A 13,454-nucleotide genomic window follows, 5' to 3' on the forward strand; every position below is an offset into this window, starting at 1 on the left:
GCGCCGTGGAGCGCGTCCCGAGTCCGAAGGAGTACTTCATGCGAGTAAGCCGTTCCCGCGGAACCGCCATCGCGCTCACCGGTGTCCTCGCCGTGTCCCTCGCTGCATGCACGGGCACCGGCGACTCCGGAGCATCCGGCCCCGTCGATCTGAAGATGGCGCTGTGGTCCTCGAACGAGGACCACCTGGCGCTTCTGCAGGAGATCGGCGACGCCTACGTGGCCGAACACGGCGACGAGGTCGCGTCCATCACGTTCGAGCCCGTCACCAACCCTGACTACATCGCGGGTCTCACCACCCAGATCGCGGGCGGCGACGTGCCCGACCTCGCGTGGATCCCCGAGGCCAGCGGCCCGGAGTTCGTCGACGCGGGCATCGTGCACGACGTCCGCGACGTCTTGGAGTCGACCGACGGCTACGATCTCGACGACATCCTCCCCGCGGCCATCGCACCGTGGCAGGACGAGGAGGGCGGCGTCTACGCCTATCCGTTCTCGAACTCGCCGTTCGCCCTGTACGTGAACGAGACCCTGCTCGCCGCTGCCGGTCAGCCGGACGTGAAGGCCCTGGTCGGCACGCCGGAGTACACCTGGGAGACCATCACCGACATCGCGGCTGCGACGAATGCCGCGACGGGGGCCACTGGTCTGAACGTGCCGACGTTCAACCCCACGAACTGGAGCGCGGTCACCATGCTCGGCAACGCGTGGGGCGCGATGCCCTGGTCCGAGGACGGCACCTCCTGCGAGTTCGCCTCGCCCGAGATGGTCGAGTACCTCACCTGGTACCAGGAGCAGATCGCTCGCGGCGCCATCCCCGCGGTCTCCGGGAACGCGGCCCCCGACGCGTTCGCGAGCGGCAACGTCGCCTTCAGCGTCGCACAGCTCAGCCAGTCGGGCAGCCTCGACGACAGCTTCGAGTGGTCGTTCCTCCCGCTGCCTGCCGGCCCTGAGGGCTACCACCCCATCGTCGGCCAGGCCGGCGTGAGCGTGCTCGAGCGGAGCGAGCACAAGGACCAGGCCGCCGGGTTCCTCGCCTACCTCACCAACCCGACGAACGCCGAGCTCCTCGCGCAGTTCTTCCCGCCGCCCCGTGAGTCGCTGCTCAACGTGGAGACGCTGTCGCAGGCCGCGCCGAAGCTGTCGCCCGAGGAGATCCAGACCGCGATCATCGACGTGGTGCCCGAGGCCGAGGTGAAGCCGCAGCACGCCGTGCTCTCGCAGTTCTCCGACAAGGTCCGCGCCGGGCTCGACCCCGTGTGGTCCGGCGGCGACGTCGAGACCGCCGTCACCGGCATCTGCGAGCAGATCTCGCCGACGCTCGCGGGCTGACCCGGGTGTCCGCGAGCACTTCCGCGGCGACCGGCAGAAGTGCCGCGCCGAGCCGGCGGTCCCGTCCCGATGCGGACCGCTGGCTCGGCGCGGCGTTCGTCGCCCCGCAGGTTCTGGGCGTCATCGTCCTCGGTGTCGTGCCGTTCATCTTCGTCATCTGGTACAGCTTCAACGAGTGGCGCCCGCTCACGGGGCAGATGGAGTTCATCGGGGGCGACAACTATTCCCGCCTCATCGCCGACCCCACCTTCTCGGCATCGGTCGTCGCCAGCCTGTTCTTCAGTGCAGGGGTTTTGGTCCTCAACCTCGTGATCGCGATCAGCCTCGCGGTGCTCCTCAACCGCCGGATGAAGGGGATCACGGCATTCCGCACGATCTTCTTCTCGCCGGTCGTCGTGTCGATCGTCGCCTGGTCCGTGACCTGGGGATTTCTGCTCGCCCCGGCCGGAGGGATCAACGGTGCGCTGAAGCTGCTCGGCATCGACGGGCCGAACTGGCTCGCCGATCCGTCCACCGCGCTGATCTCGCTCGTCGTGGTGCAGGTGTTCAAGGGCGTCGGCATGAACATGGTGCTCTTCCTCGCCGCGCTGCAGAGCGTGCCGGAGGAGATCCGGGAAGCCGCGCAGCTCGACGGCGCGTCACCGTGGCGGTCGTTCTGGTCGATCACGGTCCCGATGATCGCTCCGACCATCCTGCTCACCGGCATCCTTACCACCATCGGCTCGCTCGAGGTGTTCGCACCCGTGCAGCTGCTCACCGGCGGAGGGCCCGGCGACTCGACGAACGTGCTGCCGTTCTTCCTGTATCGGACCGCCTTCGTCAGTCAGCAGTTCGGATACGCGAGTGCGATCGGCGTGGTGCTGTTCGTCATCATCCTGGCGCTGACGATGCTCCAGTGGTCGACCCGCAAGAGGTGGGTGCACGATGAGGTCTGACGCATCCAGGAAGGCCCGGAGCCGCTCGACCATCACCACCGTCACGCTCTATGCGCTCCTCGTGGTGGTCTCGCTCCCGTTCCTGTACCCCACGCTGTGGATGTTCTTCTCGTCGTTCAAGCCGGCGAACGAGATCTTCATGCAACCGCCCACCCTGCTGCCGCAGGAATGGACGCTCGAGGGGCTCGAGCAGGTGTTCACCGCACAGCCGTTCCTCCAGCAGTACTGGAACTCGATCTACATCGCGGTGGTCGTCACGGTGGCGTCCATCCTGCTCTCGGCGATGGCCGGGTATGCGTTCGCGCGCATCCGCTTCCCGCTGCGCAACGCCGCGTTCACGCTCATGCTCGCCGCCATGATGGTGCCGACCGAGGTCACGATCATCCCGATCTTCACGGCGGTCAACGCCATGGGACTGAACGACACCCATTGGCCACTGATCCTGCTGCCGATCTTCGGGCCGACGGCGGTCGTGTCGGTCTTCATCTTCCGGCAGCACTTCCTCTCCTTCCCGAAGGAGTACGAGGAGGCGGCCCGGCTTGACGGCGTGAGCCGAGCGGGCGTGTTCTTCCGGATCGCGTTGCCGCTGGCGAAACCGGCCATCGCCGCCGTCGGCATCATGGCGTTCCTGCGTTCGTTCAACATGTACTTCGAGGCGCTCATCTTCCTGCGAACGCCCGAGAACTTCACGCTCGGACTCGCCATCACGCGCTACCAGGACTTCTACGGCGAGCAGATGTGGAACACCCAGCTCGGCGCCGCCTCGCTGACCGTGGTCCCCATCCTCATCGTGTTCCTGATCGCGCAGAAGCAGTTCGTCCAGGGGTTGGCGCAGACGGGCCTGAAGGGCTGAGATTCGACCGATCATATACCGAGAAAAGATGAACTAATTCTCGAAATTAACTGGACATTCGCGGAAACGCTTGGCTAGCCTGGCGTCACCCTGGGCGCGCACGTCGTCGTGCCGCCCCGAGCAAAGGAGCTGCAATGTCACTTCGTTCTCGCTGTGCCGCACTCGCGGTCGCGGCCGCGGTGCTGTTCACGGGCGCCGCGGTCGCGCCCGCGCAGGCCGCCCCGCCACCGCCCGAGGCCGACGAGCTGCCGATCTTCACCTCGACCGGCCCCGTCATCGATCCGTACACCACCGAGACGTGGAACCCCACGCAGGAGTTCATCTTCCCCACGCTGTTCCATGCCGGCGAGCACCTCGAGGACCCGCTGGGGGAGTGGTACTTCTACTTCGGCCCACACGACGCGCCGGGCGGCATCAACATGATGTACGGCGACTCGCTTGAGGGTCCGTGGACCTTCTACGACGGCAATCCCATCGTCAGTCGCACCTGGGCGCCGCACTACGACGTGTCCCACGTCGCCGCGGCTGAGGTCGTGTACAACGAAGAGCTCGACAAGATCGTCATGTACTTCCACGGCGAGAACGACACGAGCCGGTACGCGACCAGCGACGACGGCGTGAACTTCGAGTACGGCGACGTCTACATGACGACCGCGATGTTCGGGCAGGACGCCATCGAGGCATCCTACGGCCGGGTCTTCAAGAATCCCGAGGTCGACAACCCGGCATCCGACGTCCAGGGCTACGAGTGGGCCCAGTACTTCATGGTCAACGATCGGCAGAACACCCGCCGGGTCGGTCTCGCCGTCTCCCACGACGGCCTGACCTGGGAGCCGCGGCCGGGCTGGGTCGCCGAGCCGAACGTCGTGACCGGGCCGAACATCGCTCCGTCGGGCTTCTGGCAGTACAACGGGGACAACTACGTGCTCTTCCACGGCAGCGTCGGGAAGATCTTCGCCAAGCGCGTCGACGAGCACCTGCGTTCCTACGGCGAGACGCAGGTGCTCTACGTGCCGAGCGTGCTGCCACCGGAGGCCGGCCGGTCGTCGTCGCCACGCATCATCGAGCACGACGGACAGCTGCAGATGTTCTACGAGGCCGGCGTGCGCGGCCACACCACCATCTTCCGCGCCGTGCTCGACCCTGACGGGGTCCGCGACCCGCTGAACCAGCGGCCCGACGACCCGATGTACGAGCAGTGCCAGGCGCCGGGGTCGGACGAGTTCGAGGATGGCGAGCTCGGCGAACAGTGGTCGGTCGTCGGCGGGACCGCCACGAGCCCGCGGCTCGAGGACGGTGCGCTCGTGCTCGACACCGCGGTGGCCACCACCGCGAACTTCGGTCGCGCGCCGACGGTCCGGCAGCAACTCCCGGTCGGGCAGACGTGGGAGTACACGACGGAGCTCGAGTTCGACCCGACGCAGATCCACCAGCAGGCTGGGCTCTTCCTGCACCGGGACGACCGCAACAACGCACGCGCGGTGTTCGGCTTCGCGCGTCAAGGTGGCGAGGACTACAAGCTCCGGTTCGACTTCACGTGGAAGCGCAACAACGTCGACCGGTTCAACACGTGGGTCTGGGAGGACGCGTACTTCCCGGGTGACACGACCGGGGACCGCGTCTGGCTCCGGGTGACGAACAGCGGGCTGCACATCACCGCGTCGCTGTCGACCGACGGGCAGACCTTCATGAAGCTCGGTCAGCCGATCCCGACCGCCGAACTCGCCCCGACGACCGTCGGGGTCGGTGCGGCGCGCAGCACGGCCGAGATCGCCGAGATCCCGGCCGCGTTCCACTGGTTCCGCGGGACGCCGAACGTCCAAGAGCCGCTGTCCTGCGACCCGCCGGCGCCGCACCAGGCACCCACGGTGAGCGGCTCGCTCGACGGCCGGACGGTGACCCTCGAGGCCCAGCCCTTCGGAACCGCGACCATCGCGAACTTCGGCTACACGATCGACGGGGGCCGCTTCGTGACGTACACGGGCCCGTTCGAGGTCGCGGGGACGGACGCGGCGACGATTCGCTTCAGTGCTCGGGACTCGTATGGTCTGAAGTCGGAAGACGGGGTGATCGAGATCCCGAGCATCGCGGACGATGCGGTCAAGCCGCAGGTGACGCTCGCGTCGCCGGGAGCGCCGGGTCCGTTCCGAGCACTCGAGATCGACCTCGACGCGACCGACGACGTCGGGTTGGCGAAGATCGTCGCGAACATCTACGACGCGAACGGCGTCCTGGTGAGATCGACGCAGACCGCGGCGAACGGGGCCACCTCCGCCACGCACACCGCTTCGGTGACACTGCCCGACGGCTCGTACACGCTGAGGTTCAACGCGCACGACCTGAACGGCAATGTGTCGCAGACCGGGAGCTTCGCCTTCACGCTCGACTCGACCAAGCCGACCGCGACGGTCAAGGAGGGCGCGCCGTACACGGTGCGAACCGGTGACACGTACGACGTGATCTCGTTCAAGCTGCACGACGCGCAGCGCATCGACCGGGTCGAGCTCAACGGCACGGTCAAAGACCTCGTGAACGATCCGTGGTCCGACGTGAACTTCATCGCGCCCGGCGCGTTCGGTGCGGTCTCGGGCTCGAACACCCTCGTGGTGTTCGACGTCGCCGGCAACAGCGAGACGTACACCTTCACCCTCAACTGAGCGCACGAACGCCGAGGTCCCTCGCCCGACGGGCGAGGGACCTCGGTTTCGACCGTTCGGCCGGAACCCTATGGTGCGGGGACGGCGATCCGCGCCGTGAAGGTCGCGCCCTTCGCACCCGAGACCGGGACGGAGAGCTGCACCGTCGGCGACGTCTGGATGGCGGTGACGCCCGGGGACGTCGACACCACCGATGCACCGACGACATGCAGCTCGACGACCAGTGGGGTCGTGCGCGCCTGTGTGGGGTCGACGACCGACAGCACGTACTCGTCGCCGTCGCGCTCCAGCGTCACGGATGCCGCGCCGGTGACCGAGAGCAGGGCCGCGCCGTCGCGGGCCACGGTGGCGGTGCCCGTCGACCAGAAGTTCGCGGCGACCGATCCGTCCGCGACGTGCTCGACGGCCGTCACGGCCGACGTGTCGGCGAGCACCCGGACACCCGGCGTCTGGGCGTAGCCCTCGGTCGCCGCGGCGTCGGCGCCCGGCAGCAGCACGTAGCCGTAGCCGGCGTTCGTCGGCGCTGCGCCGTGGTCCACCCAGAGGGTCGTGTATCGGTCGGTGCGCGTGTCGGACGAGCCGCTCGCTGCGTTGATCGCCGCCCACGTCCCCGTCCGGTCCTCGGTCAAGGCCTTGAGCGTCGTGTCGCCGAGCAGGACGTAACCGGTCTCACTCTCCCCGGTCGTGAGGTGCGCCCACGAGGCATCCGCGTGGGTTTCTGCGGTGCCGGGCGTGGTGCCCGCAGCAGCGCCGTCGACGAGCAGCTCCGACGCCGAAGCGACGGCCCTGTTCTCCAGCACGGTCTCGATCCGCCGTGGCGCACCGTCCCAGCCGTTGCCGCTCACCGCGGCCCGGGTGATTCCGGAGCCGAGCGCGACCACCTCGTCGCCGAAGAAGAACCACGACTTGCGGGCGGAGAGATCGGACCCGAAGGCGTCGAGCACCATGCCGGTGGCCGCGGCGGTGCCACCCGCGCCCGTGACGCCGCCCGCGAAGGTGTTCGTCGGCGCGGTGTGCGCGCCACTGGTGGCCGAACGGACGTGCGTGTCGACCGTGGTGCCGGCCAGACGGTACCGGTTCACGGTCGCCCAGAAGTCTCCGCCGTACGCCGGCTCCGCGTCGTACAGGTACGTCATGCCGTCGGCGGTGTACCAGGAGCGGGAGTTCTCGGAGTTGATCGCCTCGTACGTCTTGATGCGCGTGCTCGACATCGCGATTCCGACCGCGCTGGCATCCCCGTGGTGGATGACGCGCCCCATGCTGTTGTAGACCCACGTGCCGTGCAGGGGAGGAGCCGCCGACCCGGCGAGCGCCTCGACGCCCCACTCGAGCTCGGTGAGCGAGCCGCCCTGCCAGAAGTCATCGCGCTCCGTGGCGGTGAGGTGGCGGGCGACGATCCCCCGGATGACGTCGCCGTCCGCCGATGGTGCCCCGGCGGCGATGCCCAGCATCGCACGCAGCGTCGTCGCGCCCGCGGCGTGGTCGGGGTTGTACTCGCGCGAGATCTCGCGCCCCCGCACGGAGTCCATCATCGTCCCCTCGAACATGACGGGGTCGAACGCGTCGCTCACCCAGCCGTAGACGTTCGCGACATCCGGGTCGACCACCTCCCACGGGCTGCCGTCGAGCAGCAGCAGGAGATCGGCGAGATTCACGAGGAAGGAGATGCCGTAACCGCCCGTGTAGGGGTAGTCGGTGTGCTGCAGGAATCCGCCGTCCCAGTGGAAGCCGTCGCCGGTCGGTGTGACCTCGAACTCGGCTCCGACCTGGTCGCGCGCCTGCGCGACCTTGCCCGCGTCGCCGACGATGATCCCGCGGAGGCCGACGACCATCGCCTTCCAGACGCGGTTCGCCCCGGTGAGCCCGACGGTCGGGCTGAACACGTCGATCGCATCCATCGCATCGTCGCGCACGTCGGCGTCGAGCTCGTCATAGAGGATGACGGCGAGCTCGTTCACCTCGAGCGGAAAGCCGATCTCGAGGTACCACCAGTTGCCGGTGTCGGGCGTGGTCGCGTTGTAGCGGTTGGCGATCATCCAGTCGAAGACCCGGAGGGTCTCGGCAAGCGCACGGGCGTCCCCGTGGAGCGGGCTGCCGGGGGTGGCCCACGACGTCGCGATGGCTTTCAGACGCCGGAACGCGGTGAGCGACTGCGCCTGATCGGACGTGGCGAGGTCGGCCCAGGGTTCGCCTGCAACGGTGATCGAGTCGAGGTAGCCGGTCGCGAGGGCGGCCTCGGAGGCGATGACGGATGCGAACGGCTCGACCCCGGGGTCGATCGTGGGTGAGCCGATGAGGAGCTCGCGCCAGCGTTCGCGTGCATCGACGAACTCCGGAGCGACCTCGCCGCCGCCTGCGCAGTCGTCGCCCACGGGACTCCACCGGAACCAGTCGAAGTTCGCATCGATCTCGGGCGCGGAGCTCGTCGCGCCGCGGAACGCGGTCGGACCGATGCGGTTCGGTGCGAACGCGCCGAGGGATGCCGCCGACCCGACACTCTGGAAGGTCGAGCCGTCGGTGGAGTACGACCCGCGCACGTGCGATCCGTCGCTCGTCATCCGCAGCCAGAAGCGGGGTCCGCTCGTGGTCGGGAGGGCGATGGAGGCCGAGACGCCCGCGCGGTTGAACTGCACTCGCCGCTGCCCGGAGTAGTACACGTCGAGCGCGACCCACTCGCTCGCGCTCTCCCACAGCATGAGCCCGGCCTGCTGATAGGCGGCGGTGGGTGCGATCTCCACGGAGACCGTGGCCTCCCACTGGCCGGTCGGCACGTCTTGCGCGATGAAGGGCGCCGCCGGGGAGTTGACGGCGACGGTGGGGAGGACGAGTTCCCCGTCGGCGACCGTCGCGTGCACCGGTCCGTTCACGACGTGCGGCCACACGGCGCCGTCCACCGCGGTGCCGCCGAACTCGTCGGAGCCCGGGCCGGCGCAGTACTCATGGAGCGGGCCGTCGCAGGCGGCGATCCGCGCAGCATCCGGACTCCATCGGAACCAGTCGAACGACGCGTCGATCTGAGGTGCCGTGCTGCTGGCGCCGCGGAAGGCGACCGGTCCGATGCCTGTCGGGGCGAACGCGCCGAGGGGTGCCTGGGTGCCGATGGCCGTGAACGTCGTGCCGTCGGTCGAGTAGCTGCCGGAGACACGGGTGCCGTCGCTCGTCATCCGAAGCCAGTAGGTCGATCCCGCCCCACTCGGCAGTGCGACGAAGTCGGTGACCCCACCGCGGTTGAACTGCACGCGCTTCTGCCCTGCGGAGTAATAGACGCTGAGCGCGATCCACTCGGTCGCGTTCTCGCGGAGCATGATGCCGGCCTGTTGGAACGCGCCGGCGAGTGAGACCGTGACCTGGGTCGTCGCCTCCCAGCCGCCGGCAGGAAGGGGCTGCTGGAGGTGCGGGGCGGTGCCGGCGTTGTGCGCGACGGTCGGCAACACGAGTGCGCCGTCGACGACGGATGCGCTCACGGTGCCGTGGCTGGAGGTCCACGTCCCCGGGTCGACGCTCGATCCGTCGAACTCGTCAGAGCCCGGTCCGGAGCATCCTGCGAACAGCGGGTCGGACGGCGGGCCCGCGAAGTCGTCGGCGGCCGCGGGCGCCGAGACGATCAGCAGGGAGCCCAGCAGGGCCGTGACGGTCGCGAGGACAAGGGGCGTGCGTGCGTTCGGCATGAGCTCTCCATCGAGCAATCGTTGCATATAATGAAACAGGAATGCACTGAGTACAACGACGCTAGCCTGCTCCTCGCCCCGCCGTCAACGCCGGCGCGAGGAGACAGCCTCAGGGCCGGACCGGCACGCTCCCCACCGAGTCCGGATGCCGCTCGCTGAGCGGTGACGAAGCGCGCGGTCAGAGACCGCCGACGCTGGGGTACCAGTCGGGGCGGCGCTCGTCGACGTGGAAGCGCGCGTAATAGTCGCCGTGCTCCTCGAAGTACCGCTCGTACTTCTCGACTTTCTCGGGGTCGAGCTCGACCCCGAGGCCCGGACCCTTCGGCACGGCGATCGACCCGTCGACATACGGCATGAGACCGCCGACGATGATGTCGTCCTCGAGGTAGTGGTAATGCGCGTCGCCCGCGGTCGACATCTCCGGGATGGTGCTGGCCGTGTGCAGCATCGCGGCCAGCTCGATGCCGAACTCTGATCCGGAGTGCATGGCGACACCGAGGCCGAACGTTCGGCAGACGGCGGCAAGCTCCTTCACGCCGCGCGGGCCCTCCCAGTAATGGAGGTCGGTGAGCACGATGTCCACGGCGCCCAGGCGGATGCCCGGGGCGAGGTCGTCGAATCGTGCCGGATACATGTTGGTGGCGATCGGGATGCGCACCTGCTCGCGCACGGCCGCATTGCCGGTGAGACCCCACGACGGGTCCTCGTAGTACTCGGGCGCGATCGCTTCGAGACGGTGGCCCATTCGGATCGCGGTCGGCACCGACCACACGCCGTTCGGATCGATGCGCAGGCGGTAATCGGAGCCGAGGCGATCGCGGCACAGCTCGAGCGCACGCACCTCCTCCTCGGGCGCCATCACACCGGCCTTGAGCTTCATCGCGCTCACGCCGAGCGTCTCGGTGAGTTCCTCGCAGAGGTCGGCCATGTCCTCCGCTCGGGTGTCGTCGCCGCCGCCCGGGCGGTCGTAGCGCCAGAAGAGATAGGCGATGAACGGAATCTCGTCGTGCAGGGCGCCACCGAGCAGGTCGCTCATCGGCCGGCCGAGGATCTTGCCCTGGATGTCGAGGCACGCCATCTCGATCGCCGCGTACAGCCGCGCATTCGACATGTAGTAGATCGAGCGCAGCACCTTGAGCTTGATGACCTCGAGCTGGAACGGGTCGAGGCCGATCAGGCGCGGCTTGAGCTTCAGGATGGCACCGCGCTGGTCTCCGCCGCCCACTTCGCCGAGGCCCACAACGCCCTCGTCCGTGACGATCTCGATGATCGTGCGGACGAAGTAGCCGGGGTGAACCCCCGTCGAATGGCGGAGCTTGGCGTTGGTCGGGATGGCGACGGTGCGGGCCCGCAGATCGATGATGTGCATGTCCCGGAGCCTAGCCGAAAAAGTCCGACTTGGTTTATTCAGTGCAACGGGCGTATTGTCTGATGCAACAGTTCAGTACCGCCGAGCCGCGCTGTGAGTTCGACTCCGCGCTTGATGATCGAGGATGCTCATGACCAATCCGTACGAATACGCCGTCCCAGTCCAGGAGCTCATCGATCGCTACCGCGCGACGTACTCCGGCGCCGTCTACGACGTGCTCGACGGGCTCGGCTACCCGCACCAGGCGCTCGCCACCGACATCAAGCCGGTCGACAACAGGTGGGTCATCGCGGGCCCGGCCTTCACGATGAAGGGCATTCCCGAGCCGACCGGCGACGAAAAGCTCCGCTCCCGCCGGATCCATATGTTCGAGGCGATGAAGCAGACCGGCGTGCCGATCATCGACGTCCGCGACTGCAGTTTCGACACGCAAGCCGCGCACTACGGCGAGATGAACGCCACGGTCGGCGCGTCGTGTGGAGTCATCGCGGCGCTTGTGGACGGTGGCTCCCGCGACACCAAGTTCCTGCTCGAGCGCGACTTCCCCGTATTCGCCCGCTACCTCACGCCCGTCGAGGCCGTGAGGCGCTGGAGCTACTACGACTGGCAGCTGACCGTCTCCTTGCGAGGCGCGCTGACGAGCACCGTGCAGGTGTCGCCTGGGGACTTCATCATGGGCGACCTCGACGGCGTCGTGGTGGTCCCGCGCGACCTCGTGGTCGAGGTGCTCGAGAAGACCGAGGAGCTCATCCGCCACGAAGACCAGGTACGGGCGGAGTTCGACGAGGGCCAGGACCCCGTCGACGTGTACCGGCGCCACGGCCGCCTGTGACCGGCCTGCGGTAGCGTCGCGGGCGAGGGGAAGGAGGCGTGGGGTGTTCGACTTCACGGGATTACGCGCGCTCGTGACCGGCGCGACCAGCGGCATCGGCGCGGCCATCGCGTCTGCGCTCGAGGAGCGCGGCGCCGTCGTGCTCCGGCACGGACTTGAAGGCGCGGATCCCGGGCTCGACCTCGACCTCGGAGTTCCGGATGCTGCGCGGCGGCTCGCGGAGCGGGCGCTCGCGGGTGGTCCGGTGGACGTCGTCGTGCTGTCGGCGTCGCTACAGATCCGGTCGCCATGGAGGGAGCTGTCGGCGGACGACTTCGACCGGCAGCTGCGCGTCAACCTGACGTCGGGCGTCGAGCTCCTCAAGGGCCTCGTGCCGGGGATGCAGGAGCGAGGCTTCGGTCGCATCGTCGCGATCGGCAGCGTGCAGCAGGTGCGCCCCCACCCCGACATGATCGCGTACGCGGCGTCCAAGGCCGCGCTTGCGAACGTGACGCAGAACCTCGCGCGCCAGCTCGCGCCGGCGGGCATCACCGTGAACGCGCTTTCGCCCGGCGTGGTCCGCACGCCTCGGAACACCGAGGCGCTCGCCGACGAGGCGTACCTGAAGACGGTGCTCGGCGGCATACCCGCCGGCAGAATCGGCGATCCCGCCGACTGCGTGGCCGCTGCGCTCCTGTTGTGCTCGCGCGAGGCCGGCTACATCACCGGCCAGGACATCACCATCGACGGCGGGATGACCCTGTGAATGCTGCCCGCGAGTCGCTCCAGCGGTGCGCGCGTGACGGTGAGCGCCGATGGGCTGAGGTGCTGAGCCGCTGATGCCGCAGTGGGACATGCCGCCCGCGGAGCTCGAGGCCTATCGCTCCGACTTCCGCGAGCCGGACGACTTCGACGAGTTCTGGGCGCGGACCATGGCGGAGGCGCGGTCGCATCCGCTGGACCTCGCGACCCAGCCAGTCGACGCCGCGCTCCCGTTGCTCGACATCGACGACGTCACGTTCTCGGGCTTCGGCGGGCACCGCATCCGCGCGTGGTTCCTCCGGCCGCGCGGCGCGACCGGTCTGCCGGTGGTCGTGGGCTTCCAGGGCTACGGCGGCGGGCGCGGGCTCTCGCACGAGTGGACGATGCTGCCGTGCGCGGGCTATGCGCATCTCGTGGTCGACACCCGCGGGCAGGGGTCCGGGCATCGTGTGGGCGCCACGGCCGACCCGATCGGCTCCGGTCCCCACGTCGCCGGGTTCCTGACCAGCGGCATCCGATCGCGCGAGCAGGTGTATCACCGGCGGGTCCTGACCGACGCAGCCCGGGCTGTTGAGGCGGCGGCGGCCCTCCCCGGCATCGACCCGTCGCGGATCGTCACGTCGGGCGCGAGCCAGGGTGGGGCCATGTCACTGGCCGCCTCGGTGCTCTCGGCCGACCTGCCCAATCCGCCCGTCGCGGCCTTCATCGACGTGCCGTTCCTCCAGGACATCGGGCGCGCGATCCGCATCGTGTCGACGGGTCCGACGCGCGAGATCGCAGCCTACTTGCGCGCCCACATCGACGCTGAGGCGGAGGTCGCCCGTACCCTCGGCTACCTCGACGGCCTGGCCTTCGCCGCCCGCGCACGGATTCCCGCGAGCTACTCCGTCGGGCTCATGGACGACGTCTGCCCGCCCTCGACGGTGTACGCCTCGTTCAACCGGTACGCCGGGCCGAAACACATCGACGTCTATCCGTTCGCCGGGCACGAGGGCGGCGGGGCGCACCAGCACGCGCGCCAGTTGCGGTATCTGAGGGAGATGCTCCCGGACTGAGTGAGCGCGTTCG

Annotated in this window: 9 protein-coding genes; 7 read left to right on the plus strand and 2 right to left on the minus strand. The window is 68.7% G+C overall.

The annotated features are described in order from the left end of the window. Nucleotides 1–38 precede the first annotated feature (38 nt). From QU602_RS00275 to QU602_RS00290, 4 genes are all read left to right on the plus strand, one after another. A complete protein-coding gene (locus QU602_RS00275; RefSeq protein ID WP_308798113.1) occupies nucleotides 39–1,331 on the plus strand; it encodes an ABC transporter substrate-binding protein in 1,293 nt (430 codons plus the stop codon). A 5-nt stretch (nucleotides 1,332–1,336) separates the two neighbouring features. After that, entirely contained in the window at nucleotides 1,337–2,266 is a 930-nt protein-coding gene (locus QU602_RS00280; RefSeq protein WP_308798114.1) for a carbohydrate ABC transporter permease, read from the plus strand. Continuing rightward, nucleotides 2,256–3,119 (plus strand): carbohydrate ABC transporter permease, encoded by an 864-nt coding sequence (locus tag QU602_RS00285; RefSeq protein ID WP_308798115.1) that lies wholly within the window; start codon nucleotides 2,256–2,258, stop codon nucleotides 3,117–3,119. Before QU602_RS00280 ends, QU602_RS00285 begins: the two co-directional genes overlap by 11 nt. Before the next feature lie 134 nt (nucleotides 3,120–3,253). Further along, nucleotides 3,254–5,776, plus strand: a complete 2,523-nt coding sequence (locus tag QU602_RS00290) for a beta-xylosidase family glycoside hydrolase (RefSeq protein WP_308798116.1) — start codon at nucleotides 3,254–3,256, stop codon at nucleotides 5,774–5,776. Between the two features lie 68 nt (nucleotides 5,777–5,844). Here the strand turns inward: QU602_RS00290 and QU602_RS00295 are convergent, their stop codons facing one another. Next, nucleotides 5,845–9,444, minus strand: a complete 3,600-nt coding sequence (locus QU602_RS00295; protein ID WP_308798118.1) for a polysaccharide lyase family 8 super-sandwich domain-containing protein — start codon at nucleotides 9,442–9,444, stop codon at nucleotides 5,845–5,847. Between the two features lie 178 nt (nucleotides 9,445–9,622). Beyond that, nucleotides 9,623–10,813, minus strand: coding sequence for an enolase C-terminal domain-like protein (locus QU602_RS00300; RefSeq protein WP_308798119.1), 1,191 nt, complete (start codon nucleotides 10,811–10,813; stop codon nucleotides 9,623–9,625). A 130-nt stretch (nucleotides 10,814–10,943) separates the two neighbouring features. Here QU602_RS00300 and QU602_RS00305 point away from each other — a divergent pair, with 130 nt between their 5' ends. The 3 genes from QU602_RS00305 to QU602_RS00315 all read left to right on the plus strand — a co-directional run bounded on the left by QU602_RS00305 (nucleotide 10,944) and on the right by QU602_RS00315 (nucleotide 13,441). Continuing rightward, complete coding sequence (locus tag QU602_RS00305; RefSeq protein WP_308798120.1) at nucleotides 10,944–11,645, plus strand: RraA family protein; 702 nt, start codon at nucleotides 10,944–10,946, stop codon at nucleotides 11,643–11,645. Nucleotides 11,646–11,688: 43 nt separating this feature from the next. Continuing rightward, nucleotides 11,689–12,390 (plus strand): SDR family NAD(P)-dependent oxidoreductase, encoded by a 702-nt coding sequence (locus tag QU602_RS00310; protein ID WP_308798121.1) that lies wholly within the window; start codon nucleotides 11,689–11,691, stop codon nucleotides 12,388–12,390. A 73-nt stretch (nucleotides 12,391–12,463) separates the two neighbouring features. Beyond that, a complete protein-coding gene (locus QU602_RS00315) occupies nucleotides 12,464–13,441 on the plus strand; it encodes an acetylxylan esterase (protein WP_308798122.1) in 978 nt (325 codons plus the stop codon). Nucleotides 13,442–13,454: the final 13 nt, after the last annotated feature.

It is taken from the genome of Agromyces protaetiae, assembly GCF_030866785.1.
GTDB classification, from domain to species: domain Bacteria; phylum Actinomycetota; class Actinomycetes; order Actinomycetales; family Microbacteriaceae; genus Agromyces; species Agromyces silvae.